The sequence below is a fragment of the Roseburia sp. OM03-7AC genome, assembly GCF_003462625.1.
Classification (GTDB): Bacteria; Bacillota; Clostridia; order Lachnospirales; family Lachnospiraceae; genus Roseburia_C; species Roseburia_C amylophila.
In genome coordinates, this window is sequence record NZ_QTZJ01000001.1 from 418,892 (window position 1) to 444,005 (window position 25,114).

The 25,114-nt window shown below is 38.7% G+C and carries 26 protein-coding genes, 1 other RNA gene and 1 other annotated feature; of the genes, 21 read left to right on the top strand and 6 right to left on the bottom strand.

Going from position 1 to position 25,114, the window contains the following annotated elements; genetic code table 11:
* Nucleotides 1-250: 250 nt before the first annotated feature.
* Both DXB39_RS02045 and DXB39_RS02050 read left to right on the top strand, forming a co-directional pair.
* Nucleotides 251-502 (top strand): helix-turn-helix domain-containing protein, encoded by a 252-nt coding sequence (locus tag DXB39_RS02045; protein ID WP_117841103.1) that lies wholly within the window; start codon nucleotides 251-253, stop codon nucleotides 500-502.
* A 1-nt stretch (nucleotide 503) separates the two neighbouring features.
* On the top strand, nucleotides 504-743 hold the full coding sequence (locus tag DXB39_RS02050; RefSeq protein WP_117841102.1) for a helix-turn-helix domain-containing protein: 240 nt from the start codon (nucleotides 504-506) through the stop codon (nucleotides 741-743).
* Nucleotides 744-1,028: 285 nt separating this feature from the next.
* On the opposite strand, the gene DXB39_RS02055 is transcribed toward DXB39_RS02050, so the two are convergent.
* Nucleotides 1,029-1,268: a helix-turn-helix domain-containing protein gene (locus DXB39_RS02055; RefSeq protein WP_022242261.1), complete on the bottom strand. Its 240-nt coding sequence runs from the start codon at nucleotides 1,266-1,268 to the stop codon at nucleotides 1,029-1,031.
* Between the two features lie 118 nt (nucleotides 1,269-1,386).
* Between DXB39_RS02055 and DXB39_RS02060 the strand changes: the two genes are divergently transcribed.
* From DXB39_RS02060 to ilvC, 9 genes are all read left to right on the top strand, one after another.
* Nucleotides 1,387-2,580, top strand: a complete 1,194-nt coding sequence (locus DXB39_RS02060; RefSeq protein WP_117841101.1) for an SPFH domain-containing protein — start codon at nucleotides 1,387-1,389, stop codon at nucleotides 2,578-2,580.
* Nucleotides 2,580-3,158, top strand: a complete 579-nt coding sequence (locus DXB39_RS02065) for a hypothetical protein (RefSeq protein ID WP_117841100.1) — start codon at nucleotides 2,580-2,582, stop codon at nucleotides 3,156-3,158. The genes DXB39_RS02060 and DXB39_RS02065 overlap by 1 nt, the downstream gene beginning before the upstream one ends.
* A gap of 3 nt (nucleotides 3,159-3,161) precedes the next feature.
* Nucleotides 3,162-4,274, top strand: a complete 1,113-nt coding sequence (locus tag DXB39_RS02070) for a hypothetical protein (protein ID WP_117841099.1) — start codon at nucleotides 3,162-3,164, stop codon at nucleotides 4,272-4,274.
* Nucleotides 4,275-4,290: 16 nt separating this feature from the next.
* On the top strand, nucleotides 4,291-5,490 hold the full coding sequence (locus DXB39_RS02075; protein ID WP_199535110.1) for a zinc ribbon domain-containing protein: 1,200 nt from the start codon (nucleotides 4,291-4,293) through the stop codon (nucleotides 5,488-5,490).
* Between the two features lie 347 nt (nucleotides 5,491-5,837).
* Entirely contained in the window at nucleotides 5,838-6,749 is a 912-nt protein-coding gene (locus tag DXB39_RS02080) for a hypothetical protein (protein WP_117841098.1), read from the top strand.
* Between the two features lie 323 nt (nucleotides 6,750-7,072).
* Nucleotides 7,073-7,297 carry a hypothetical protein gene (locus tag DXB39_RS14995; protein WP_242988778.1) on the top strand — a complete coding sequence of 75 codons (225 nt, stop codon included), beginning with the start codon at nucleotides 7,073-7,075 and terminating at the stop codon, nucleotides 7,295-7,297.
* Between the two features lie 71 nt (nucleotides 7,298-7,368).
* Nucleotides 7,369-7,737 (top strand): Hpt domain-containing protein, encoded by a 369-nt coding sequence (locus DXB39_RS02090; RefSeq protein ID WP_117698981.1) that lies wholly within the window; start codon nucleotides 7,369-7,371, stop codon nucleotides 7,735-7,737.
* 187 nt (nucleotides 7,738-7,924) lie between these two features.
* Nucleotides 7,925-8,425: an acetolactate synthase small subunit gene (ilvN, locus tag DXB39_RS02095; protein ID WP_022242269.1), complete on the top strand. Its 501-nt coding sequence runs from the start codon at nucleotides 7,925-7,927 to the stop codon at nucleotides 8,423-8,425.
* A gap of 24 nt (nucleotides 8,426-8,449) precedes the next feature.
* Nucleotides 8,450-9,472 carry a ketol-acid reductoisomerase gene (gene ilvC / locus DXB39_RS02100; protein ID WP_117698982.1) on the top strand — a complete coding sequence of 341 codons (1,023 nt, stop codon included), beginning with the start codon at nucleotides 8,450-8,452 and terminating at the stop codon, nucleotides 9,470-9,472.
* A 126-nt stretch (nucleotides 9,473-9,598) separates the two neighbouring features.
* Here the strand turns inward: ilvC and DXB39_RS02105 are convergent, their stop codons facing one another.
* The gene (locus tag DXB39_RS02105) at nucleotides 9,599-10,501 is read right to left on the bottom strand and encodes a LysR family transcriptional regulator (protein ID WP_117841097.1); all 903 of its coding nucleotides are present in this window, start codon (nucleotides 10,499-10,501) and stop codon (nucleotides 9,599-9,601) included.
* A 131-nt stretch (nucleotides 10,502-10,632) separates the two neighbouring features.
* Here DXB39_RS02105 and leuC point away from each other — a divergent pair, with 131 nt between their 5' ends.
* Nucleotides 10,633-11,892 (top strand): 3-isopropylmalate dehydratase large subunit, encoded by a 1,260-nt coding sequence (gene leuC / locus DXB39_RS02110; protein ID WP_022243892.1) that lies wholly within the window; start codon nucleotides 10,633-10,635, stop codon nucleotides 11,890-11,892.
* 12 nt (nucleotides 11,893-11,904) lie between these two features.
* The gene (leuD, locus tag DXB39_RS02115) at nucleotides 11,905-12,393 is read left to right on the top strand and encodes a 3-isopropylmalate dehydratase small subunit (protein WP_022243891.1); all 489 of its coding nucleotides are present in this window, start codon (nucleotides 11,905-11,907) and stop codon (nucleotides 12,391-12,393) included.
* On the opposite strand, the gene DXB39_RS02120 is transcribed toward leuD, so the two are convergent.
* Nucleotides 12,380-13,189 (bottom strand): hypothetical protein, encoded by an 810-nt coding sequence (locus DXB39_RS02120; protein WP_117841096.1) that lies wholly within the window; start codon nucleotides 13,187-13,189, stop codon nucleotides 12,380-12,382. The genes leuD and DXB39_RS02120 overlap by 14 nt on opposite strands.
* A 281-nt stretch (nucleotides 13,190-13,470) precedes the next feature.
* Here DXB39_RS02120 and DXB39_RS02125 point away from each other — a divergent pair, with 281 nt between their 5' ends.
* Nucleotides 13,471-14,904, top strand: coding sequence for a WD40/YVTN/BNR-like repeat-containing protein (locus DXB39_RS02125; RefSeq protein ID WP_117841095.1), 1,434 nt, complete (start codon nucleotides 13,471-13,473; stop codon nucleotides 14,902-14,904).
* Nucleotides 14,905-14,976: 72 nt separating this feature from the next.
* Nucleotides 14,977-16,467, top strand: coding sequence for a threonine synthase (gene thrC, locus DXB39_RS02130; protein WP_117698989.1), 1,491 nt, complete (start codon nucleotides 14,977-14,979; stop codon nucleotides 16,465-16,467).
* Between the two features lie 122 nt (nucleotides 16,468-16,589).
* Here thrC and DXB39_RS02135 read toward each other — a convergent pair whose 3' ends face one another.
* Both DXB39_RS02135 and DXB39_RS02140 read right to left on the bottom strand, forming a co-directional pair.
* Complete coding sequence (locus tag DXB39_RS02135; RefSeq protein WP_117698986.1) at nucleotides 16,590-17,471, bottom strand: chemotaxis protein CheX; 882 nt, start codon at nucleotides 17,469-17,471, stop codon at nucleotides 16,590-16,592.
* Nucleotides 17,472-17,473: 2 nt separating this feature from the next.
* Complete coding sequence (locus tag DXB39_RS02140) at nucleotides 17,474-17,851, bottom strand: response regulator (protein ID WP_117841094.1); 378 nt, start codon at nucleotides 17,849-17,851, stop codon at nucleotides 17,474-17,476.
* A 216-nt stretch (nucleotides 17,852-18,067) separates the two neighbouring features.
* On the opposite strand from DXB39_RS02140, the gene DXB39_RS02145 reads away from it, so the two are divergent.
* Nucleotides 18,068-18,412 (top strand): hypothetical protein, encoded by a 345-nt coding sequence (locus tag DXB39_RS02145; RefSeq protein WP_022243885.1) that lies wholly within the window; start codon nucleotides 18,068-18,070, stop codon nucleotides 18,410-18,412.
* A 126-nt stretch (nucleotides 18,413-18,538) separates the two neighbouring features.
* Here the strand turns inward: DXB39_RS02145 and DXB39_RS02150 are convergent, their stop codons facing one another.
* Complete coding sequence (locus tag DXB39_RS02150) at nucleotides 18,539-19,900, bottom strand: citrate/2-methylcitrate synthase (RefSeq protein WP_117698988.1); 1,362 nt, start codon at nucleotides 19,898-19,900, stop codon at nucleotides 18,539-18,541.
* Between the two features lie 220 nt (nucleotides 19,901-20,120).
* Here DXB39_RS02150 and deoC point away from each other — a divergent pair, with 220 nt between their 5' ends.
* The 5 genes from deoC to DXB39_RS02175 all read left to right on the top strand — a co-directional run bounded on the left by deoC (nucleotide 20,121) and on the right by DXB39_RS02175 (nucleotide 24,784).
* Nucleotides 20,121-20,765, top strand: coding sequence for a deoxyribose-phosphate aldolase (gene deoC, locus DXB39_RS02155; protein ID WP_117699001.1), 645 nt, complete (start codon nucleotides 20,121-20,123; stop codon nucleotides 20,763-20,765).
* A gap of 80 nt (nucleotides 20,766-20,845) precedes the next feature.
* A complete protein-coding gene (locus DXB39_RS02160) occupies nucleotides 20,846-21,253 on the top strand; it encodes a cytidine deaminase (RefSeq protein WP_022243882.1) in 408 nt (135 codons plus the stop codon).
* A gap of 83 nt (nucleotides 21,254-21,336) precedes the next feature.
* Nucleotides 21,337-21,516: non-coding RNA, 6S RNA (ssrS, locus tag DXB39_RS02165), on the top strand.
* Nucleotides 21,517-21,698: 182 nt separating this feature from the next.
* Entirely contained in the window at nucleotides 21,699-23,927 is a 2,229-nt protein-coding gene (locus tag DXB39_RS02170) for a SpoIID/LytB domain-containing protein (RefSeq protein WP_158561502.1), read from the top strand.
* Nucleotides 23,928-23,929: 2 nt separating this feature from the next.
* A complete protein-coding gene (locus tag DXB39_RS02175; RefSeq protein WP_022243880.1) occupies nucleotides 23,930-24,784 on the top strand; it encodes a YihY/virulence factor BrkB family protein in 855 nt (284 codons plus the stop codon).
* Nucleotides 24,785-24,831: 47 nt separating this feature from the next.
* Nucleotides 24,832-25,048: a binding site (T-box leader), on the top strand.
* Nucleotides 25,049-25,114: the final 66 nt, after the last annotated feature.

Below are 25,114 nucleotides of genomic sequence, written 5' to 3' on the forward strand. Positions count from 1 at the left end.
AACGGAAGTCCTATCTGTAAAAAATATTTAAGTATATTAGAAGCAGATGCAAATGTCGTGTTAACACGACAAAATTGTCGCGTAAACACGGTCGGTAATTCATCCATGACAATATACAATAAACATGTGCTTGAGAGAGCACGTCACGAGAGTGAAGGCGCCGGAGCTCTCCAATACGAAATCGTAAAGGAGATAATTTATTATGAGTAAGAGAAAAATATCACATGCAGAGGAGCATGGATGTTAATTGATGGAGATGGCAGAAGTGAGCAGAACTAAATTTGATCCATATGTGATTGGAAATAATATAAGAGATTTACGTGAAAAAGGAAAAATGACACAGATGAAGGCGGCTGAGGAAATGGATATGAGTTTATGTCATTATGCACGAATTGAGGAAGGCTCAAAGGGAATGAGTATTCAGATGCTTTTTAGATTTATTAATTTTTACAAAACTGATGCAAATACGATTTTAGGAACACATTTAGGAGGGATGGTGTAAAATGGATAAAAAGGATTTAAAAGACGAAAAGCTTTTGTACAATGTGCGTGAGACGGCAGCGGTATTAGGGGTGAATGTGCATCTGGTATATGAGCTGATTAACAGAAAACTATTACCTGCACTTCGGTTAGGTAGTCTAAAGGTTCGTAAATCAACATTGATAGATTTTGTTGAGAGATATGAAGGAATGGATTTGTCTGATTTGGACAACATAAAAGAATTGCAACAGAATATGGATTAGTGACATTAAGGTCAGTCTTGGAATCATCATGGTGTGGAAAGACTGACCTTGTTTTATTAGTATATTTCATAAGCGTTAGTATTGTAAAAAAAGATGGTGATGATATAATAAAAACGTGTTAGACACTTGATGTTATGTGTAGTGTGATAATGTCAGAATCAGGCAAAGTCAACGGCAGGACAATATTGTAGAAAATAACATATTTCAAAAAATAATATTGGTAGCTCCCCTTTTATATGACAAAACAACAACAGGCAACTAAACCATTCACCGTTTAGTTGCCTATTATTGTTTAAAGAATTCATTAAAATCACAATTAAAAATCTTGGTCAATCCAATCAGCATATCTACCGTTGGGTTATTATAACCATTTTCCACCTTGCTGAATATGCCGGTAGTTACATTGATGCCATCACATTGGAGCTTCGCAATGACTTCGGTGGCTTTCAAACCCTGTTCTTTCCGCAGTCTCCGGATGTTAGAACCTACCAGTGGATGCAGGTGTTGATTAATTCTTTCTGACATAGGTATCACCTCGTTGAGAAAATAATATCCAAAATGGAAGAAAAAAGTGTCCAAAATGGAAGTTTTGTAGTATAATCGAGAAAGGAGTTTATATAAATTTACGGAAGGAGAAAGTTTGATGGCTATTCAGGAAGTGATCAAATATGAAGGGGATAATTCAACTCTTATTTATAAGCATCCCGCAGAAGACTTTAATACGCTGTCACAATTGATTGTGCATGAGTCACAGGAGGCAGTATTTTTCAGTGACGGACAGGCACTGGATTCTTTTAAAGCAGGTCGTTATACCTTAGAAACGAAAAACATTCCACTTATTTCCAAAATAAGAAATCTGGTTTCGGGCGGAGTAAGTCCGTTCCATGTGGAGGTTTATTTTATTAACCTTGCGACCATGATGGATATCGCATGGGGAACACCAAGTCAGGTGACAGTTCGTGACCCGAATTACGGCTATAGTTACAGTGCCGGTGCCAGTGGTTCTTTCGGACTGAAAATAGAGGATGGAAGAAAGCTTCTGATTAATCTGGTTGGTACCGAAAAAGCAATGACCACCAAAGATATTCAGAAATTTTTTAAAGACCTTTTAGTTACAAGAGTAAAAAATTGCATTGCAGTAGAACTCAGCAAATATAGCTACAATGTTTTCAACCAGCATTTGAATGAAATTTCCGAGAACGTTGCCGGTCAGGTGGAAAGCGACCTTGAAAGCTATGGCATCCGGATTTTAAATTTCTTTGTGTCTGCAGTTACCATTAAGCCGGACGATTTGGAAGAGCTTAAAAAATTAGATAACAGCATGGCACAGAAGCGGTTTGAAGCAATGGGAAATCGTGATGCTACCGTAATTGAAGCAGAAGGACTTGCCAAAGCGAGAGAACTGCAGGGATATACCTGGCAACAGGAGCAGCAGTTTGATGTAAGCAGAACATTTGCACAGAATGAAGGCTTTGCAGCGAATCCGGCGAATATGATGGCACAGATTCCACTGGCGTTTTCCATGGGTGACATGATGAAAAACAATATGGATGCAGCAGTTCAGGCACAGCCGGTAACAGCAGCGCAGACAGGGACAGCAGCAATGCAGCCGGATATTGCAGCAACACAGTCGCAGCCAGCAGTACAGCCGCAGGCGCAAGGTGGAAATATTACCTGTGTCAAGTGTGGAACGAGTCTGTCGAAGGATGCTAAATTCTGTTTCCAGTGTGGTGAAAAAGTGGTGATTCCACAGAAGATTTTCTGCGCAAACTGTGGAAATGAAATGCCGCCGGAAGCTAATTTCTGTACGAAATGCGGAACGAGGAGGGAGAAATAATGTTCAAGTACATATTTTGCCTGATTGCAATATTGATGCAGCCAATTTTTGCATTTCTGGTATTTCATAAACAGGAAAAACAAAAGGCAGCATTAAAGATGCCGCTTGTATATCTGAGCGGAGTCTATCTTGTAATTCAGATTTTTGTTTTCTTTAAGGTCTGCCTGAAAATTCCGAAGGATTATCAGGTGTATTCCTATTTGTTACAGAGTGCGATTTTAGCAGTTTTCATTATCATTGAGATTGCTATGGCAGCAAGTAATAAATATATTACAAAGGTTCAGACACAGGAACAGAGTTCCATCGAAGTGTTTAAAGGACTTATTCAGCAGATTGAAATTTGCAGAGTGCAGATTACAGATGAGGTCAACCGCAAAGAAATTGACAAAGTGCTGGAAAAGATGCGATACAGTGATCCGGTCAGTTCACCGGCAGTGGCAACAGAAAATGAGGCAATCAGACAGTTGATATTGCAGCTTTCTTCAACAACAGATGAAGCCGCTTTTGCGGAAATCTGCGGAGCAATCATGAAGCAGCTTGAAATCAGAAAAATAAAAAATACAAAGGAGCAGGGCTAGAAAATGGAAGAAATAAAATGTCCCAGTTGTGGCAGTGGTGCAGTAAGAAAAATTACAGAGGAAAAGTATGAATGCATGGCATGTGATAATCTTTTCCTGGTACATAATTTATCAAAAGAGTTTCAGAAAACAGATGAACATATTGAAAATATTCATCAGGATTTGAAGAAAACAATTGAAAATATCAATCTGACTGCTGCTGTTGCTGGAGGAAGTGGAAGAGATGGTCTGGATAACCGTTATAAAAATGCCATGACATTACTAAATCAGGGAAACATTTCGGCGGCAAAAGCAGAATTTACAGGAATCCGTAATGATTTTATGTGGAGCTGTAAGGGCTATTATGGACTGATTTTATGTGAAAAAAAGAAGAAACATATAAATTGGGGGGAGATAGGAGATTATATTCAGCAAATATATCGCTGTGAGGATGTTACTCCAGAGATTCTTCAGGAGATGGAAGGCATTTTAAATGACGGCAAACAGATTGCTTTAGCAAATCTTGGAAAGTCATTGAATGAGCGGAATGCACAGCAGAATGAGATTAGTTCTAAAATACAACAGGTAACTGAAATGTCTAAAATGCAGGAAACTACGCTGACACGGAAAAGGGAAGAGTTTGCAGAGCGTTGGAGCCAGACTTCCCCTGTCCGCAAGGCAATTTCTATTGCAATCGGTATAATCTGTGCGTTAGTACTGGTATGGTGTGCGGTTTCCCTGTTCCGCTGGATTATTGATGTGAGACATTTATTCGCCAATGCAATGAATTATGGATTTTTTGCAGGAATTTTACGCATTTTATGGAGCTGTGTCCGGACAATTCTCCGTGTTGCAGTGTCTGTTGGTGTAATTATTCTTGGTGTTATGATTTACTTTTTTATTCTTGGGTTTATTACGGCAAATCCACAGAAAGATGATGCACAGCTTAATATTGATAAAATGGATGAACAGATTCAGAAATTACAGGAAAGACATGAGATTTTACAGCGTCGCTTTGATGAGGAACAAATGAATATACAGAATATCAATCGTATCGGAAGCAGATTAGAACAACTGCAGCAGATAAAACCGGAAGAAATTATTCCTTTATTAATTGAAGCCGGAAAATATTACTAGAAAAGGAGAAATGAAAATGGGATTCATGAAATCATTGTTTGGAAACATGGGAGTACAGCAGGAGATACCGGAAAAGAAAATTATAATCAGAGATGTTGGACCAAATCCAGCACAGGTAATATCTATCATTCAGAATTATTATCCGGAAGATGCGGATCAGGTAAGCATGCTGGTAAATGAAAATATGATGGAAGGTAATGCAACTGTCTGCAGATTATCCCCAACAGAAAGCCTTTATGAGCTGCAACAGGCGTTAGACGCCGCAGGAGCATCAACTTTTATCCAGAAGAACTGGACAGATGAAGAAAATGCAAGAGCTATTGCAGATATTGTTATTTTTTCTCTGGGCGGACAGCCTGATCAGGTCATGGAGTGTTACCATGAAATCTTAGGACTTGACAGAAGAGACCTGGAATTGAAACTTTTAAAAGATATTTCGGATGAAAATGGATTTTTAATATCAACAACCAGAGAAAGAGCAGAGACATTAAAAGCAGCGTTGGACGAACTCGGTGCTGATGCAGAAATTGATGTGACATGGGACGAGGATGCGCAGGCATCACTGATTGTTTTTTCAACCGGAAATATGAAAGAATATTTATTTTCGGATGATATAAGAAGAGCTTATTTACATGTCGTCAGCAAAGAGATTTCGGGTGCAAATTTTAAGGATATATCAGATGAAGAACCTGCTATTATAGACGGAGTTTGTTCCTCACTCGTATATTTGCGCGATGAGATAGACCGTGCCGGTGGTGAGACAGTAATTGTTTTTGATACAGATCAATCTGTTGCTGCCGCATTATATATCATGGATGTAGGTTCAGATAAATCCAAAATACTTAAGATATTACAGAAATATTTAGGAATAAGTATAGCTGAAGCAAACGAGCAGGTAAATGAACTTGTAATTGGAAAGAGCCAGGTGGTAAAAGGCTATTTAGGTCTTTTAAAGGATATGAAAAAAGAACTGGATGCATTGCGCGTTAAAACAGAATTGTTGCTGGATTTTGAGGAGGAAGAGGATGAAGAGTTTGAGAACTTTTCAGCACTGCATTGCAATAATTGTGGTGCCGAACTTGCATCCGGCACAAAATTCTGCCCGAAATGCGGCACCAAAGTTGAGGAAGTTCAGAAGATGTTCTGCCCACAGTGTGGAAATGAAATTATGCCGGGTGCAAAATTCTGCACAAAGTGCGGAGCAAGATGCATGTAACAGATACAAAAATAGAAGTTGAAAGAAATTGAGATGGAAAACATCTGCTTATCCGATTAAGGGAGGGCAGATGCTTTCTTTTTTTACTGACATTTTCATTTCATCATGTTATAATGCAATTAAAGCTTGATATTTCTATATACATTTCAATGGCACATAGCCTGTCAGAAGTATACCGGTATTCTATCATTTCGCCGGGTTCACCACATAACCTGATATGATAACAGGAATTTTCAAAGCTTTTATTTCACATTAAATGAAGCGGAGAGAATTCTTTCAGACAAAGGTTGTTGCGGTTAAGTGACATTGCAAAAGTATACTCTCCAAGACAAAAGAAAGGAGAAGAAATGTCAGGAAAAACAGAAAAATTACAATGGCATCCGGCGTTTTGTGCAGCAACAGAACTGGAACTGCGACAAGATCTGGATGTACTGGAATTAATTCCGGAGTATAATTTAAGTAAGAAACCACTTCAGATTGATCTTGTGATTATTAAAAAGATGGATTGGAAGCGGACGTTACAAAATGAAATTGGTCATATTATGAGGGGACACAATATTTTAGAGTATAAGGGACCGGGAGATGAATTGACGATAGATTCCTTCTTTAAGGTAATTGGATACGCCAGCTTATATAAGGCGCAGGGGATAGCAGTCAATAAAATTCCAGCATCTGAGGTGACCGTATCCTTTTTTCGGAATGCTTATCCGAAGGCACTTTTTCAGGAACTGAAAAAAGAAGGATATATCCTGAAAAAAATGTATCCTGGAATTTATTATGTAAGAGGAAAAGTTCCGTTCCCAGTACAAGTTGTAGTAACAAGTCAGTTGGAAAGAAAAGCTCATTGCAGCCTGCGGGTATTGACTACACAGGTAGAGATGCAGGATGCAGAACTATTTTTGGAACAGATACATTATTTGGAAAGTAAGAATGAACGGAGCAATATTGATTCGGTACTTCAAGTAAGTGTAAATGCAAATAAGCAGGTATATAGTCTGTTAAGGAGGCAAAATGAGATGTGTGAAGCATTGCGTGAATTAATGAAAGATGAAATTGAAAAAGAACTGGAAAATAAATTGGAGCAGGGCGAAAAACTGCAACTAATTCGTCAGGTAATCAAGAAACTGCAAAAAGGCAACTCCGTAGAAGAAACAGCTGATATGCTGGAAGAAGAGCCGGAAAATATCAGGAAGATATATGAAATTGCAGCAACTATGGCACCGGACTATGACGTAGAAAAAATATATAAAAAACTGTAGAAATTCAAATGGAAATAAACCCAAGTAAGACCCAAGTAAGTCCCTAAGAAAAATTGTAGGGAAACACTTGACAAACATATTTTTATAAGATATAGTATAAAAGTACTAGCTATTAAGCTAATATAATTTTTCATAACTCATGCCTCTCGGGCTCTTCGGAGTTCGGGAGGTACTCCCCGAAAATATAGTCAGGATTTTATCCTGGCCTTTTTGTTTTACAGGAAATTGCTTTCCTGCAAAATGTGTTTTCTATAGTTCCAAAATGCTTGTAAGAAGCTAGTTATGGTATGCCTGGCAGGTTATGCAACAAGGAGGATGTTTTTATGAAGTTACTCTATGCAGAAGACGAAGAAAGCATGGCAGAAGCTGTTACAGATATTCTTGTATTTCGTAAGTACCAGGTTGATACGGTATATGATGGAGAAGAGACATTGGAATATGCAAGAAAAGAAATAACCTGGACGCTTATTATGCTCTCGGAAGGACAACAAAGTGTAAAGCAACAGAATGAACTGCCGGTGCAGCCGGATGGAAACACCAGACAATAAGGAAGAATTGCTTGAAAAAGAAAAAATGGTGGTGTACTATAATGCTATGAGAAAATCAACAGAAAGGGAATATGAGTATGGATTTAGAGCAATGCTACAAGGAACTGGAGGGAGATTATGCAGAGGTCATGCGCAGACTCCGGAAGGAAGAGCTGGTACACCGTTTTTTGATAAAATTCTTAGAAAGCGATGAAGTACAGCGGATTGATGAAGCTTTACAGGAAAGGGATTATGAGAAAGCCTTTGATCTGGTACATACCTTAAAGGGAGAGACCATGACGCTCGGGTTGGGACGGCTGAGCAAATCAAGTATAATTCTGTGCGAACAGCTCCGCTATAAAATATACGGAGAAGAGATGCTGCAGCAATTTAGGAAAGTCAGAATGGATTATCAGAAGACAATTGATATTATCCGGAAATACAGGGATTCACAGCCGTAATTTATGCAGGCAGCCTGCCAGATTGCAAAATGTGTTTCTTGTAGTTTTATGTTATTGTTATCAATGATATAACCATAGGTTATTGCATAAAAAAATATTATTACTTTAAGCCATTTTAGTATTGACAAACAGAACTGATATGCTAGAATAACTGTAATGTGAATGAAAGAAAAAGGATGGTTTTCGCATGAGAAAACAGGCATTATCTATTTTAGTAGAGAATACTTCTGGTGTATTAAGTCATATTTCAGGACTTTTCAGCCGGAGAGGATACAATATCGATAGTTTTTCTTCTGGTGTAACTGCAGATCCAAGATATACCAGAATTACGATAGTAGCAAGTGGTGACGAACAGATTTTAGAGCAGATTGAGAAGCAGTTGGCAAAGTTAGAAGATGTGCGCAATATTAAGAAATTAGAGCCGGGTACATCCGTTACAAGAGAACTGATTCTGGTTAAGATTAAAGCAAAGGATACAGAACGTCAGGCAATCTTAAGCGTTACCAATATTTTCCATGGCAAGGTGGTTGATGTCACCAACGATTCCATGGTAATTGAACTGACAGGGCATCAGGATAAATTAGATGCATTTATGGATCTGTTACAGGGCTATGAGATATTAGAGCTCGCTAGAACCGGTATCACAGGTTTGACCAGAGGGTCTGCCGATGTTACATATTTAGATTAATCATTAAAACAGGAGGCTGAAAAAATGGCAGCAAAAATTTATTATCAGGAAGATTGTAACCTTTCCTTACTGGATGGTAAGAAAATCGCCATCATTGGTTACGGTAGCCAGGGACATGCACATGCATTAAATTTAAAGGAATCAGGCTGTGATGTCATTATTGGACTTTACAATGGTAGCAAATCCTGGGCAAAAGCAGAAAAACAGGGATTCAAAGTATATACAGCAGCAGAAGCTGCAAAACAGGCTGATATTATTATGATTCTTATCAATGACGAGTTACAGGCAGATATGTATAAGAACGATATCGAGCCAAACCTTGAGCCAGGAAACATGTTAATGTTCGCTCACGGATTTAACATTCATTTCGGATGTATCAAACCTCCAAAGGATGTTGACGTAACAATGATCGCTCCTAAGGCACCAGGACATACTGTACGTTCTGAGTATCAGGCTGGAAAAGGAACTCCTTGTCTGGTAGCAGTAGAGCAGGATGCAACCGGTAAAGCACTTGACCTGGCATTAGCATATGGTCTTGGAATTGGTGGAGCAAGAGCAGGACTTCTTGAGACAACCTTCCGTACAGAGACAGAGACAGACCTCTTCGGTGAGCAGGCAGTTCTTTGTGGCGGTGTTTGTGCACTTATGCAGGCTGGTTTCGAAACACTTTGCGAAGCTGGTTATGACCCAAGAAATGCATACTTCGAGTGTATCCATGAGATGAAACTGATTGTTGACTTAATCTACCAGTCAGGATTCGCTGGAATGAGATATTCTATCTCTAACACTGCTGAGTATGGTGATTATATCACAGGACCTAAGATTGTTACTGCTGAGACAAAGAAAGCAATGAAACAGATTTTAACAGATATTCAGGATGGTACTTTTGCAAAAGAATTCTTACTTGATATGTCACCGGCAGGACGCCAGGTACACTTCAAAGCTATGAGAAAGCTTGCTTCTGAGCATCCATCAGAGAAAGTCGGCGAAGAAATTCGTAAGCTGTATAGCTGGAACAACGAAGAAGATAAGCTGGTTAACAACTAATCTGATACTTCAAAAAGAGGATAAAAAAGCTGTCGCGATTGCGGCAGCTTTTTTTGACGCGAGAAACTCTTAAAGTATGTTTCTCATATCTGTCAGGCATTTGTAAGAAGCTGGCAGTGAGGCATCTTATTCGCCCGGATGAAAATTCTGGTAGAAATCAATAAATAATTCCAAGGATTTCGAAGGCTTTAAGGTGTTTTTATAAGCGAAGCCAATTTCACGCTTGTGAATTGGAAAACCAAGTGGAATCTCTAATAACTCTTTATTTGCAAGTTCGTTCTGGACAAATTGACGGATGACGCAGGCAACACCCAGGTTGGTTTTTGCAAAGTCAATTAAGAGGTCCATCGTAGAGACTTCGATTAAATCTCTGGTCTCGATTTTATTTTCCTGTAAATAATCATCAATATACTGACGGGTCATGTTGTGCTTATCAAGAAGCATCAGTGTAGAATTCTGTAAGATTGCATCGGAAGAAATGCCCCTTGCATTCAATACGTTTAAGTAAGCTTCCGTTGCAACAAAAATATCTTCAATTTCAGCCACATTGCTGAAATTTAAAGTTTTCTGGTTTTCCGGCCTTGCAATCAGACCGATATCAATTTTGTTTTCTTCTAACATCTGTAAGGATTCGTTGGTAGACTGGCATACGATAGAAATATTAATATGCGGATAGCGTTTTGTGAAATCCTTTAAATAAGGCAAAAGCATGTATTTGCAGAGTGTGGAACTGACACCGATTTTTAAGTGGCCGACACCAAGTTCTAAGGAGTTCTTTAATTTATCTTCCCCTAAAGTCAGGGTTTCGAAAGCGGAACTGACATGAGTAAAAAGAAGTTCACCTTCTTCGGTCAGCAATACGCCGCGGGAACTTCGGCGGAAGAGTTCGCAGCCCAGGCTTTCCTCTAGTTTCTGTATGGATTTACTGATGGCAGGCTGGCTGATATAAAGCTCTTTGGCTGCCTTTGATATATTCTGTGTTTTTGCTACGGTATAGAAAATACGGTAACTGGATAAACTCTGCAACATTTATAGATTCCTCCGTGTTTATAACTAAAAATCATAATAAATATGTTTAATATGTATTTCCATTATACCACTAGCTGTGCTATAATAGCAACAGTATAGAAAAAATGATTTAATTTCAGGAGGAATTTCAAATGGGAATGACAATGACACAGAAGATTCTTGCGGCACATGCGGGACTTGATTCTGTTCAGGCTGGCCAGTTGATTGAAGCAGATTTAGACTTGGTATTGGGAAATGATATTACTTCACCGGTGGCTATCCATGAGATAGAGAAAATGAAAGTAGACGGAGTGTTCCATAAGGATAAAATTGCACTGGTTATGGACCACTTTGTACCAAATAAAGACATCAAATCTGCACAGCATTGTAAATGCGTCAGAGAGTTTGCATGCAAAAACGAAATCACCAACTACTTTGATGTAGGAGAAATGGGTATCGAACATGCACTTCTTCCGGAAAAAGGACTGACTGTTGCAGGAGATGTTATTATCGGAGCAGATTCACATACCTGTACATATGGAGCATTGGGAGCATTTTCCACCGGTGTTGGAAGTACTGATATGGCGGCAGGAATGGCAACCGGAAAAGCATGGTTTAAAGTACCATCCGCAATTAAATTCAATATCACAGGAAAACCAGCACCATGGATTAGCGGTAAAGATGTTATTTTACATATCATCGGAATGATTGGTGTGGATGGAGCATTATATAAGTCTATGGAATTCGTAGGTGATGGTATCCGGTATCTTTCCATGGATGACCGTTTTACCATTGCAAATATGGCAATTGAAGCCGGCGGAAAGAACGGAATCTTCCCGGTAGACGAGAAAGCAGAAGCATATATGAAAGAGCATTCCAAGCGCCCTTATAAAGTATATGAAGCAGATGAGGATGCTGTATATGATGAGGAGTATACCATTGACCTTAGTACACTTCGCCCAACCGTAGCATTTCCACATCTTCCGGAAAATACAAAGACCATTGATGAAGTAGGCGACATTACTATTGATCAGGTAGTAATCGGTTCCTGTACGAATGGAAGATTAGATGACCTTAAGATTGCAGCTTCTATCCTGAAAGGAAAGAAAGTAAAGAAAGGTTTACGTGTAATCGTAATTCCTGCAACCCAGCAGATTTATCTGGATGCCATGGAAGCCGGATATATCAGAACCTTTATTGAAGCAGGTGCTATTGTCAGCACACCGACCTGCGGACCTTGCCTTGGTGGCTATATGGGAATCCTTGCTGAGAATGAAAGATGCGTATCTACAACCAACCGTAACTTTGTGGGACGTATGGGACATGTGGATTCGGAAATTTATCTGGCAAGCCCGGCAGTTGCAGCAGCAAGTGCAATTACAGGAAAGATTTCCAGCCCGGAAGAAGTATAGGAGGATTAGAACATGAAAGCAGCAGAAGGAAAAGTATTTAAATTCGGTGACAACGTAGACACAGATGTTATTATACCGGCAAGATATCTGAATTCTTCCGACCCTAAGGAACTTGCCTTACATTGTATGGAAGATATTGATAAGGAATTCGTAAATAAAGTATCTGCAGGAGATATTATTGTAGCGGAGAAGAACTTTGGATGCGGTTCATCCAGAGAACATGCACCAATTGCAATTAAAGCCGCTGGTGTAAGCTGCGTCATAGCAGAGACTTTTGCACGTATTTTCTATCGTAATGCAATCAATATCGGACTTCCGATTATTGAATGTAAGGAAGCAGCTTTGGAAATCAAAGCAGGAGATGAGGTAGAGGTAAATTTTGATACTGGTGTCATTACCGACAAGACCACTGGAAAGAGTTTCCAGGGTCAGGCATTCCCACCATTTATGCAGAAGATTATCGATTGCGAGGGACTGGTAAATTACATCAATCAGAAATAGCAGAAAGTGTAGAAAGATAATTGATATATTTTGGAGAGATTTTAAGATTAGTATAAATTTCTGCATATTCTCTAGCGGATAGCTCTGTAATATAGTTTTCTTCAAAATTCTTATGAATACCGGCTGCCTTTGCCAGATCAACAGCTTTGTTGTAGGCAATGGCAGCTTTTTCTTCGGAAGAATAAGTACCAATGGAATAATTGCCATTGATATGGATAAAAGCCTGATAACGGAGGAGTCCGTTGTGTTCTGTTTGGGCAACTCCACGGTAGCGGTTAATGACAATAATATTGGCGTAGCTGTAATCGAAGGGGTTACCATTGGCGAAAGTGTAATCTACATCCAGTACCGCATGATTACGGACTCCATAGCGGGAGAGAATCCCGGTCTGCATGCCGTATTCATTTACAAAAAGCCGGCCACCACGCTGCATAATCTTGTGGCTGGAATAAAAGAATAAATCATCAATATCAAATTTATATTCCGTCTGTGGTGCGAGAAAATAGAGAAAATAATTCTGCTTCAGATAAATCGGATTCTTGATATAGACGCCGTTGTCACGGAAATTTAAAAGTGTAATGGCTTTGGCAAAATCTAAAAGTTTAATATATGCGGTATAATTTTCCAGTGTGATTTCAGACTCAGAAAGTAGAGAAGTCCCCTCTTTATAGGCAAGATGGGCTTCTTCTTCCGTTGGAAAGCTTCCAAGACTAATATGTTTTCTTTTATAGGTAAGGCTGGAACGGTAGTAGATGGTTCCGTCTTTTGTTTTGGCTGAAAAAGCACCGGAAAGCATGGTAAATCCTCACATTCTAAAATTCTTAGTTACAAATCATCTGTAAGAAGCTGCCGGTGGCGAGTTCTTACGGTAAGCGTCACTTTGAGTATAACATTTTTAGGAAAGCATGAAAACAGGAAAATATCTTAAGAAAATATCAAACTTTTGAAATGAAAAATATGCTATGATGCCAATATATATTGGAAATTGCAAGGATATAAAAATTCGTGGAAATATCAGGAATATTTGGCGGCGTTATTGGAATAGTGATATGATTGCAGGTGGAAAGGAGCAATTCGTTGAAGCAGGAAAATACAAGAAAGAAATATCAATTAAAAAACTGGCTAAAAGCAGGGATGATTCTGTTACTGGTATGCCTTGGAGGGTTATATTTTTTCAAGACATCCGAACGGTTTCAAAAAAGTGATGAAGTAAAGATAACATTAAAGCATGATAATTTCTTTGATGACAGTGTAGCAGGGATATTGGAGGATCTGGATAATGAAATCGGGCTTCCTAAGAAAATTTATCTGGTGAACCATTTTAATGTGACTTTCTATGCTACCGGAGAGATTGCTGCAATAGATACGTTTTTCTATGGTGAGGATGAGAATGGAGAAACCAGAACCTATCTTGTGGACTATAACCGGAAGAAAAGCAGCAAAATGACAGTTTACATCAATAATTATGCCAAGACAGATTATGAAGAAGATATGTGCCTGACACCGCTTTTTGAACTATTGGGAAATATAAAGGTGAAAGAACGTGTAGATAGTTGGGCAGAAGAAACAAAGAGCCATACCTTTGGAATAAGTTATTCTGGGAAAAGAGCCTTTTCCAGTGCAGATAGCCTACAGGTGATAAATGCAGAAAATGCAGATATAGATGAAAATGAAGATATAGATGAAAATGAAGATATAGATGGAAATGCAGATACAAATGAAAATTCAATTTTAAGCCAGTTGGAATATGGCGGAGAAGTTACAGGTTTTGCAGTTACATTTTCTACTGGTGGCGAAGAAAATACAGGTGAAATTATAACTTATATCATAAATCCAAAATATACCAGTGCTGCAGTGTTAGCCCAGCAAAACCGGCAGGAGCAGATTGATGAAGCAAAAAACGGTGCTGGAAATGACACAACGGATAACAACGGGAATGCAGACACCAATGCCGTAGCCGGCAATGATGGCAATGATGAGGAAGAGAGCGGAAATGGCACTCCGTGGACGGAAAACAGGGAAGATGGAAGCGTATACTTTTTCCTGGACAGCAATACCGGTTATCGTCTGTTGGTGGCGGATGCAGCTGCCGGCAGCCGTTTTTATGAGCTTGAAATGACAAAGGACGGCGGGCAGAGCTGGAATCAGCAAAATGCAGACCCGTTTGATGGAAATATTGGTGTGGCAGAAGGAATAGAATTCTATAATGAAAATCTGGGCGTTATCGGATTGGCTGGAGCGTCAGGTGATTATTCCACACTTTATCTGACACAGGATGGCGGGAAAACATTTTCCATGATTGAACTTTCCATGGATGAAGTGACAGAACTTCCGGACACGGCAGCAGAGTATGGATTTTCCATATCAGACTATGATTATTGCAAGATGCCACAGCAGAAAGATGGAAAACTTATAATAAAAGTAATATCTGCTATGGGTGAAAACGATGGAATTCTTTTTGAATCCATAGATAGTGGGAATACATGGAATTATTCTGGGATAAGTTATTGACAGTAAACTGCAGGTTCTTATATAATGAAAGACAGAACAAATTTTATGCAGAGAGCAAAAGAGGGACAAAAAATGGATTTGATTTACACAAGTACAAGAAACTCAGATGAAAAGGCAACAGCTTCACAGGCAATTTTAAAGGGTCTTGCAGGAGACGGTGGTTTATTTGTGCCGGATTCATTACCAAAGCTTGACGTTGATATGGATACCCTGTCAAAAATGAGCTATCAGGAGACTGCTTATGAGGTAATGAAGCTTTTCTTAACAGACTTTACAGAAGAAGAATTAAAGCATTGTATCAATAGTGCATATGATTCTAAATTTGATACAGAAGAGATTGCTCCGTTAGTAGATGCAGACGGTGCATATTATCTGGAGCTTTTTCATGGAGCTACGATAGCATTTAAGGATATGGCATTATCCATTCTGCCTTACCTTATGACAACTGCTGCAAAGAAAAATCATGTAAAGAATGAAATTGTTATTTTAACAGCAACTTCTGGTGATACCGGAAAAGCTGCTTTAGCAGGATTTGCAGACGTTCCTGGTACTAAGATTATTGTATTCTATCCAAAGAATGGTGTCAGCCCGATTCAGGAGAAGCAGATGGTTACCCAGAAAGGGGCAAATACACATGTAGTTGGTATTCATGGTAACTTTGACCAGGCACAGACCGGCGTCAAGAAAATGTTTTCTGATAAAGAACTGGCAGAATTGATGGACAAAGCCGGATATCAGTTTTCCTCTGCTAACTCCATTAATATCGGCCGTCTTGTTCCTCAGATTGTTTATTATGTATATGCATATGCAAAATTATATGAAAATGGTGCAATTGCAAAAGATGAAAAGATTAATGTTGTAGTTCCAACCGGTAACTTCGGAAATATCTTAGCAGCTTTCTATGCAAAGAACTTAGGTCTTCCGATTGCAAAATTAATCTGTGCTTCCAATGAGAACAAAGTATTATTTGACTTCTTCTCAACTGGAACCTATGACAGAAACCGTGAATTTGTATTAACTTCTTCTCCATCCATGGATATCCTGATTTCCAGCAACTTAGAGCGTCTGATTTATCGTATTGCCGGAAATGATGCAGAGAAGAATGCAGAATTCATGCGTGCATTAACAGAAGAGGGCAGATATATGATTACCGATGAGATGCGTGCCCAGCTTGCTGACTTCTATGGCAATTACACCACAGAGGAAGAAACAGCAGAAGTAATCCGTGACCTCTATGAGAAGACCGGCTATGTGATTGATACACATACTGCTGTAGCAACCGGTGTATACCACAAATATGTAAAAGAGACCGGTGATAATACCAAGACTGTTATTGCATCAACAGCAAGTCCGTTCAAGTTTACCAGAAGCGTAATGGATGCCATTGATAAAGAAAAATATGATTCCATGACTGATTTTGAACTGGTAGATGAGTTAAGCAAGATTGCAAATGTAACAGTTCCACAGGCAATTGAAGACATCCGCAGTGCAGAAGTACTTCATAAGACAGAATGCGATGTAGAAGATATGCCTAAGACGGTAAAAGCATTTTTAAATATCTAAATGCTTATGTAAAACATAGAGAATCTGCTACCGGCAGTTTCTTATGGGTATAAGGTAACAAAACCCTGTCAGAGAAATCTGACAGGGTTTTGTTTATGTAAATAAAATGTAAAGGCTTAAGATTAGATTTCCATCAGGAAGTGAATGGTTCCAAATGGGAAAATAATTGGAAATACATAAATCTTAGTGGCATTTGTAAGTGTTTCTTCCTCATGAACTTCCGGAGGACATAAGTTTAATTCCAGGGAAAATTCATTAGACATATTTACATTAAATAATCCGTTGTGAAGATTTAAGAAATCTTCGATAGAAGCTTTTACATACTCATCGAATTCATGGAATTCTTCTTTGGCATAACGGGATGCAAAAGCAATTGCAACAGATTTACTCATGTCTACACCAGAATTGAAAGAAAGTAAACCTTCATCTTTCTGGGTAACACAATAGTTGGTCATATACTCGGATTTCATCAGTGGATTTAATGGTGTAAAATCCTTTCCGATGAAACGAACGATATCATTAAAGAGAAGATTAAGGTATGCAACAATCTTTCCTGACATATCAGAATTATCAAAATGGAAGAATTTATGAATCAGCTTTTCAACCATATCATTCTGTTCGTTAGCAACATTTAAATCATCAATTTCATTACTTGCCTGATATTCTGCAAGTAATTCCTCAAACTGACTGTTGGTAAGCAGTCCGTCTTCAATCAAAATCTGACCTAAAAGCAGGTAGTCTGGTTTCTGCGAGGAGAGTAATTTGTCAACCTGTTCCTTTGTAAGATATCCGCCTTCGATTGCAATTTCACCAAATTTCTTGTCTTCATGGGTCTGACGGCATACAATAGCGTCAACCTGGGAAGCATTTAATAATCCGGCATGAATTGCCAGAGTACCTAATTTCAGATAGGAAGAGGACTGCCTCTCTAATGCATCTACCAGTTTATCCGCAGGAACAGCACTTTTGCTTAAAAGAAAATTACCAAAAAACTGTGTATACATAATTATCTCCCTTCAAAATAATTCTTCAGTACCCGCTCAATCTGTTCAACATTCAACGGTTTCTGGATAAAGTCCTTTGCACCGGCTTCAATTGCATTCTTTAACTGAGCCTGTGTACCAACAGAAGATACGATAATAATAACCGCTTTCGGGTCAGATTCTCTAATTTCTTTTACAGCGGCAATACCATCTTTTACAGGCATAACAATATCAAGAAAAACGATATCAGGTTTATCGGATTTGAATTTGTCAATTACTTCCTGACCGTTTGCTGCCTCAACAAAAGTTGTACCACCATACTGCGCAATAATGTCTTTCAACTGTTTTCTCGCCAGAATGGAGTCATCTCCAATCAGGATTTTTGCTTCGTCTAATTTCATATATAATCCCTCCAAATACAACTAGAATAATTAGAACATATTAATATACTACAATAGTTGACCAAAAGTTTCAATGGCTTTTTCGATAAAATTCGTGGTTTTGCATAAAAAACAAATAAAAATAGAAAGTTATATGATAAATATGTTCACATAGCAATGTAAAGTGTGGTAAGATAAATCAGAATCAGGAAAAAAGAGTAAAAGAGGTTACATATTATGAAAGTAAACTGGAATTTAGTAGTAGATGTTGTGGTAGCACTGGTAGGTGTCTATGTTCTTATGAATGGCATATGGATGAAAAGTACCGGAAAGACAAGCAGCCTTTTGGCAACGCCGGAGGAATTAAAAAAATGTAAACATCCGGAGAAGATAAGAGAAGAAGTAACACCGAAAATGCTTCTTTGCGGAGCACTGGCATTAGTATATGGCATTGTGACGGCATTGGGTGAGACCATCTTTAAACTGCCGATTATTATTAAATCAGGAATCCTTCTGCTGCTGGTGTTATCCTGTCTTTTTTTGGTCAGTACATTAAAGAATGCCAGAGAGAAGTATTTATAAAAAATATTTACTTATAATAATTTATAAAAAACTGTAGTTTATATCTGGAAAAGATACCGGATAAGAACTACAGTTTTTTGTGTTTAAGCATTCCGTAAGAAGCTGCAGGTGGCAGAAGCTTGCGGTTTAACGTTTGTCAATCGGAACATATTCTTTGCGTTCACCGATGTTACGATATGCAGGACGCATAATTTTTCCATTCTGTGAAAGCTCTTCTAAGCGGTGGGCACTCCAGCCGGCAATTCTTGCAATTGCAAAAATCGGTGTATAAAGCTCTAATGGAAGGTCAAGCATATGATAAACAAATCCGCTGAAGAAGTCTACGTTCGGACTTACGCCTTTATAGATTTTACGCTCTTTGGCGATGATTTCCGGTGCAAGACGTTCTACTAAAGAGTAGAGTGCAAACTCTTTCTCATAGCCCTTTTCCTGGGAAAGTTTTTCCACAAAACCGCGGAAGATGACTGCTCTTGGGTCGGAAAGAGAATATACTGCATGACCCATTCCATAGATAAGACCGGCATGGTCAAAAGCTTCTTTATGAAGAAGTGCGGTAAGATATTTACCTACTTCGTCTTCATCTGTCCAGTCTTTTACAGTGCGTTTCATATCTTCAAACATCTGAACCACTTTGATATTGGCACCACCATGTTTCGGACCCTTCAGGGAACCAAGGGATGCAGCAATAACAGAATAAGTATCGGTTCCGGAAGAAGATACCAGATGGGTAGTAAAGGTAGAGTTATTTCCACCACCATGCTCCATATGTAAGATTAATGCAATATCTAAAAGTTTTGCCTCTAATGGGGTATATTTACTGTCTGGCCGCAGAATATGAAGAATTGTTTCTGCAGTAGATAATTCCGGCTGTGGGGTATGAATATAAAGACTGGCACCATCATGATAATGGCGGTAAGCCTGATAACCATATACAGAAAGCAGTGGAAATAAGCTGATAAGCTGTAAACACTGTCTCAATACATTTGGAAGTGAAATATCATTGGCACGGTCATCATAGGAATAAAGTGTAAGCACACTTCTTGCCAGTGTATTCATCATATCTTTGCTTGGAGCTTTCATAATAATATCACGCACAAAGCTGGTTGGAAGTGTACGGTATTCGGAAAGCAGTCCACAGAAGTTTTTCAACTGTTCTTTGGTTGGAAGCTCACCAAACATCAGAAGATAAGCACATTCCTCAAATCCAAAATGGCTGTCCGGTGCAATCCCTTTTACTAAATCTTTTACATTATAGCCACGGTAATAAAGTTCGCCCTCAGCTGGAATGTATTCTCCATTTACCAGCTTGGTAGAGCATACATCAGAAATGTGTGTAAGTCCTACCAGAACACCCTTTCCATTTAAATCACGAAGACCACGGTTAACATTATATTTCGTATATAATTCAGAAGGAATGATGGATGATGCGGAGCATTTATTCGCAAGTTCCATTATTTCCGGTGTGATTTCATAAAAACGTCCTGTCATATTGTTCCTCCTCTTTTAATTATTTTAATATGTTATCATATTTCGGTTGTAGAAAACAAGAAAAAAGTGTAAATTTTAAAGAAAGTTTAAAATTGTTTTCTAAAAAATTTAGAATTATAGGAAGATAGTACTAATGTAAAAATGTTCTCTGATAAAATGTTTTTTGCTGGATAAATTACAGAATATATATTACAATTAAAAAAAATACCGGAGGTACAAAATGGAAAAAGAAGAATTATATCGTTATGTGGATCATACTGCGTTAAAAGCCTTTACCACATGGAAGGACATAGAAAAATTATGTGAAGAAGCAATAAAATACCATACCGCATCGGTCTGTATCCCAAGCTGTTACATCAGCCGGGTAAAAGAAACTTACGGCGATAAAATCAAAATCTGTACCGTAGTAGGATTTCCGTTAGGATATGCGAACACTGAAGGAAAGCTGGCAGAGACAAAGAAAGCATTGGAAGACGGCGCAGACGAAATTGATATGGTAATTAATATCTGCGATGTAAAGAATGGGGCATATCATAAAGTAGAAGAGGAAATCCGTCTTTTAAAAGAGGCAACAGGAGGTAGGATCTTAAAGGTTATTATCGAAACCTGTTATCTTACAAAAGAAGAAAAGATTGCCATGTGCCATGCGGTAACCAATGCCGGAGCAGATTTTATCAAGACATCTACCGGATTTGGAACGGCAGGTGCTACCATGGAAGATGTATTATTAATGAAAGAACACATTGGAGCAGAGGTTAAGATTAAGGCGGCCGGAGGAATCCGTACCAAAGAAGATATGGAAAATTATATTAAGGCAGGCTGTTCACGGCTTGGCACAAGTTCTGCCGTTGATATTCTGGGATAGCAGATATTAAGAGCAATGAAGAATGATAAGATAATGAAAAAAATTTGTAAAACAGAAATAATTTAGAAAAGGTGAGTGTCATGGAGACGGACAAAAGACAATTATTAGAAGCGGCAAAAGAAGCCAAAAAATATTCCTATGCACCGTATTCCAATTTTCATGTAGGTGCAGCCCTTTATTGTAAGGATGGCAGTATCTATACCGGATGTAATATCGAAAATGCAGCCTTTACGCCGACAAACTGTGCGGAGCGGACAGCAGTTTTTAAAGCAGTATCGGAAGGAAAAAAAGATTTTCTGGCGATTGCTGTGGTAGGCGATAGGGAAGAACCGCTTACACCTTGTGGTGTCTGCCGGCAGGTGTTGACGGAATTTGTAGATGGAAGCACGTTTGAGGTAATTATGGAAGATGGAGCTGGCGGTATCAAAGTTATGAAATTAGAAGAGCTTTTTCCGGCATCCTTTTCACCGAAAGATCTGCAATCATAAATTGTTCCACAATTTGACAGGAATTTTACATTGAAAAACAACACATATTAGAGTATAATAACAATTACAAAAAGCAGATAGTTTTATGCCTGGGATGTTCGACACGCCTGTTATTTTGAACCTACATTTACTTTAAACGGGATTCCAATATTTCCAATAGGATGTCAGGCCTCCGTTTGCAGTGGAAGGCAGAGTATTGGTTGAGGTTACCCACCTAGCTTTGCTAGGAGTCAAAATACAGGAAACGGCATTTTGGGTATATTTGCTAAAGATAAGGTATGAATAGACGAAAGAATCTTTGTGTACAAAAGAATCATAAGGTACGGAAGATAAACATATAGTATACCAAAGAAGCATGTTTACAAAAGAACCGAAAATACAAAAGAGAAAAAAGAAGCTGCTGAAAAGCAGCTTCTTTTCTGCAACAGGCAATAAAGGAGTTATTATGCGAAAAGTGAAAAGTAAAAAAAGTAATTATCTGTTGCTGTTTTGTGGAGCACTTCTGGTTCTTATACTGGTGGTTCTGATAACGGATACAAAAGGGGAGAAAAATGGATATTCCGAACAATGTGTTTATCGGAATGAGATTCCCTCCCTGCTGCAGTTTACTTATTATTCCAAGGACGAATGGGCTGAGAAACTGCCGCAACAGGGAACACTTACCTATGATGATGTAAGTGGCATTCTGGAATTGCTTCATTTAAAAGAATATATTCCTTTGGATGATTCGAAAAAAAACATTGACCGGGCAGCCTGGTTTGCTATATATGATGAAATTTTAAGTTATCTTGATACCGATACGTCTGTCTTAAAAAAGGACATTCTTGTATTGAAAAAAGAAAAAAAGCAGCTTACCACACAGGATGGCATTTATGCCATTACATCCAATCTAAAGTGGTATCAGAAGCTTCACAGTTATGGTGTTTATCTGTTAGAGGATAAAGTAATCGGGGTCGCCGCAAAGGATAAAGAAGATGTGGCATTGAAAAATGCCTATCTCATTTCAAATATAGAAGGAAATCTTACATTTCTTTATCAGGGAACAGAATACCAGCTGCCGGTTGATACCGATGAAGAATTATCAAATGTCGTAGCAGATATTTTTTTCAGTGAAAAAGAGATACATAAAATCAGCCGGAAGGAAGATACCATTACCGGAAAGCTGATATCAAAAACAGATACCGCAATGGAGATTAAGGGATATGGACAAGTTGCGATAGATGAAGCCATGAAAATATATGCAACTTATGATGGAATCCGGGAAGTCTCCATGGATGCGCTGATGCTGGAAAATATGGAAATTACATTTGTAGTGGCAGAAAAACAGATCTGCGCCATTCTTTTGACAGAGCCTGCTAAAATAGAAAACATCCGTGTTTTGTTATTAGACAATGATAATATGTTCCGTTCTGATGTATCATTGGTATCGGATGTGCCGGTGCATCTTTATTATGGAGAAACGGAAACTGTATTAGAAGCAGGAAGCGTGATTACAGCATCCTGTTATGCCAATATACTGACAACATCGTCTGTTTCATTAGTCGCAGAGGATGGCACATCGCCATTCTATTTTACTGACAATCAGGGCAATCGCATATCTCCGGCTTATGCAGGCAGCATGGAGCTTCGTATGTATCCGGAAGGATATACCGTGGTAAATGTAGTGGATTTAGAATCCTATGTAAAGGGCGTTATCCCAAGTGAGGTTCCATCTTCTTATGGAATGGAAGCCTTAAAAGCACAGGCTGTCTGTGCCAGAAGCTATGCTTATATCCAGATGATGCACAATAAATATGAAGCTTATGGAGCACATGTAGATGACAGTGTGAATTTTCAGGTGTATAATAAGCAGAATCAGACGCCGGAAACGGTAGCTGCGGTAGATGAGACGAAAGGTCAGGTACTTTCTTATAAAGGTGATATTATAGAGACTTATTATTATTCCACATCCTATGGACATACCGGAGATTACGAAGCCTGGAATCTTGATAAAGATGCTTATGGTTATTTGCAGGGCGTCTGGGTGCGCAGTGAAGAAAATCCCATTGATTTATCGGATGAAAAAAGCTTCTTGGATTATATCAGTAACGTAGACAGTGCCTGCTATGAATCGGATTTGAAATATTTCCGTTGGAATACTGTGCTTGATTTCCAGGGAAAAGATGAGACATTGCTTCATACGATAGCCGATAGAAAAGAGCACCAGCCGGAGGCAATTAGTTATTATAAAGATGCATCTAAGACGGAAACAACAGACAGTTGCAGTAACTTTGGCTCATTGCAGGCAATAAATGTGGTAAAACGCAATCAGAGTGGTGTTATTTTAGAACTGGAACTTGAATTCCAGAATGGTGCAGTCAGCGTACAGTCCGAATATAATATGCGTGCAATTTTGGGCTGTGGTATTACGAATATTAACCTTTTGGATGGAAGCAGTGTGGAAATGAGTATTCTGCCCAGTGCTTATATCAGTATACAGGCAAAAGGGGATGGAACTTATGCAGTCCTTGGCGGTGGTTACGGTCATGGAATCGGCATGAGCCAGAATGGGGCACAAAAGCTTTGCGGGCAGGGCTTTGATTATAAAAGGATATTAAATTATTTTTATCAGGATACAGAACTGACTGAGTTATATCAGCCACAAAATACGACGAAGGAAGAAGGGGGTGCATAAGTTTGCTCTGGAAACTGATTGGAAATGTAAAATCATTTTTAGATAAATGTAAACGGGATAATATCAATGCATTTGCAGCACAGGCGGCATTTTTTATCCTCTTATCCAGCATCCCGTTTCTTATGGTATTCAGTTCCCTTTTGCAGTACACGCCGGTAACGGAAGGGATGATTTTACAGATTGTAAATGAAACAATGCCTGAATATATTGCACCGTTCCTGGTAAATATTATCAATGAAGTCTATACCAAATCCTTTGGAATCGTATCAATTGCAGCCATCGCAGCAGTGTGGTCGGCAGCCAAGGGTGTGCAGTATATGGCAAATGGGTTGAATGTGGTAAATGATATTGTGGAGACCAGAAACTGGTTTGTTCTCCGTTTCTGGGCGATTATTTATACCATTGTATTTGTCATTGCTATTGTAATCTCGCTGGTATTACTGGTATTTGGCAAATCATTAGAACATCTTCTGGTGAAGCATATCCCGATAATGACACATATTGTAAGCCTCATATTTGAACGTGGAAGCCTTATTATGATACTGGTGTTAGTCATTCTTTTTGTAGTGATTTTTACATTGATACCAAACCGTAAGGCAACCTTTCGTTCCCAGCTTCCGGGTGCAGTACTTTGTGCCATTGCCTGGTGTGTGTTTTCTGCCGGATTATCTATCTATGTGAATTATTTTAATGGATTTTCCATGTATGGAAGCCTGACTACATTGGTATTAATTATGTTGTGGATGTATTTTTGTATGTATATCCTGATGTTATGTGCGGAATTCAATGTGGTATTCGACGAATATATTGCAGGATTCATACAGCAGAAGAAGGAGCGGAAACGGGATAAAAAATAACTTGAAGTTTTAGAAACCCTGTGGTATTATAACATTTAGTGAAAAAGTAAAAGGCAATGAAAGTGTTCAGTAGGTTATTGTACTTTTTAAAGAGAGAGGAAATCATCGGCTGAAAGTTTCCTTAAGGTAAGGCAGTAATTGAATTTCGCACGGAAGCTGCACAGGTGAATGTTAGTAGTCTGTGACGTGATACGCGTTAAGTATTTATAAGTGTCTAATGATTTAGAAATCAGGGTGGTACCGCGGAGTAATTTCGTCCCTATGGGAAGAAAATGCTTCGCGTTTTTTACGTGAAAAATTCGCAAAGCGTATTTCTCGTAGTTTATTTAT

Bases quoted from the DNA above. Each gene is read 5' to 3' on its own strand.
- DXB39_RS02170 (WP_158561502.1), top strand. From the start codon at position 21,699: ATGCGAAAAGTGAAAAGTAAAAAAAGTAATTATCTGTTGCTGTTTTGT.
- DXB39_RS02120 (WP_117841096.1), bottom strand. From the start codon at position 13,189: ATGCTTTCCGGTGCTTTTTCAGCCAAAACAAAAGACGGAACCATCTAC.
- DXB39_RS02075 (WP_199535110.1), top strand. From the start codon at position 4,291: ATGGGATTCATGAAATCATTGTTTGGAAACATGGGAGTACAGCAGGAG.
- DXB39_RS02070 (WP_117841099.1), top strand. From the start codon at position 3,162: ATGGAAGAAATAAAATGTCCCAGTTGTGGCAGTGGTGCAGTAAGAAAA.
- DXB39_RS02105 (WP_117841097.1), bottom strand. From the start codon at position 10,501: ATGTTGCAGAGTTTATCCAGTTACCGTATTTTCTATACCGTAGCAAAA.
- ilvN (WP_022242269.1), top strand. From the start codon at position 7,925: ATGAGAAAACAGGCATTATCTATTTTAGTAGAGAATACTTCTGGTGTA.
- DXB39_RS02065 (WP_117841100.1), top strand. From the start codon at position 2,580: ATGTTCAAGTACATATTTTGCCTGATTGCAATATTGATGCAGCCAATT.
- deoC (WP_117699001.1), top strand. From the start codon at position 20,121: ATGGAAAAAGAAGAATTATATCGTTATGTGGATCATACTGCGTTAAAA.
- leuC (WP_022243892.1), top strand. From the start codon at position 10,633: ATGGGAATGACAATGACACAGAAGATTCTTGCGGCACATGCGGGACTT.
- DXB39_RS02060 (WP_117841101.1), top strand. From the start codon at position 1,387: ATGGCTATTCAGGAAGTGATCAAATATGAAGGGGATAATTCAACTCTT.
- DXB39_RS02045 (WP_117841103.1), top strand. From the start codon at position 251: ATGGAGATGGCAGAAGTGAGCAGAACTAAATTTGATCCATATGTGATT.
- DXB39_RS14995 (WP_242988778.1), top strand. From the start codon at position 7,073: ATGAAGTTACTCTATGCAGAAGACGAAGAAAGCATGGCAGAAGCTGTT.
- DXB39_RS02090 (WP_117698981.1), top strand. From the start codon at position 7,369: ATGAGTATGGATTTAGAGCAATGCTACAAGGAACTGGAGGGAGATTAT.
- DXB39_RS02140 (WP_117841094.1), bottom strand. From the start codon at position 17,851: ATGAAATTAGACGAAGCAAAAATCCTGATTGGAGATGACTCCATTCTG.
- thrC (WP_117698989.1), top strand. From the start codon at position 14,977: ATGGATTTGATTTACACAAGTACAAGAAACTCAGATGAAAAGGCAACA.
- DXB39_RS02055 (WP_022242261.1), bottom strand. From the start codon at position 1,268: ATGTCAGAAAGAATTAATCAACACCTGCATCCACTGGTAGGTTCTAAC.
- DXB39_RS02135 (WP_117698986.1), bottom strand. From the start codon at position 17,471: ATGTATACACAGTTTTTTGGTAATTTTCTTTTAAGCAAAAGTGCTGTT.
- DXB39_RS02050 (WP_117841102.1), top strand. From the start codon at position 504: ATGGATAAAAAGGATTTAAAAGACGAAAAGCTTTTGTACAATGTGCGT.
- DXB39_RS02150 (WP_117698988.1), bottom strand. From the start codon at position 19,900: ATGACAGGACGTTTTTATGAAATCACACCGGAAATAATGGAACTTGCG.
- ilvC (WP_117698982.1), top strand. From the start codon at position 8,450: ATGGCAGCAAAAATTTATTATCAGGAAGATTGTAACCTTTCCTTACTG.
- DXB39_RS02145 (WP_022243885.1), top strand. From the start codon at position 18,068: ATGAAAGTAAACTGGAATTTAGTAGTAGATGTTGTGGTAGCACTGGTA.
- DXB39_RS02080 (WP_117841098.1), top strand. From the start codon at position 5,838: ATGTCAGGAAAAACAGAAAAATTACAATGGCATCCGGCGTTTTGTGCA.
- DXB39_RS02160 (WP_022243882.1), top strand. From the start codon at position 20,846: ATGGAGACGGACAAAAGACAATTATTAGAAGCGGCAAAAGAAGCCAAA.
- leuD (WP_022243891.1), top strand. From the start codon at position 11,905: ATGAAAGCAGCAGAAGGAAAAGTATTTAAATTCGGTGACAACGTAGAC.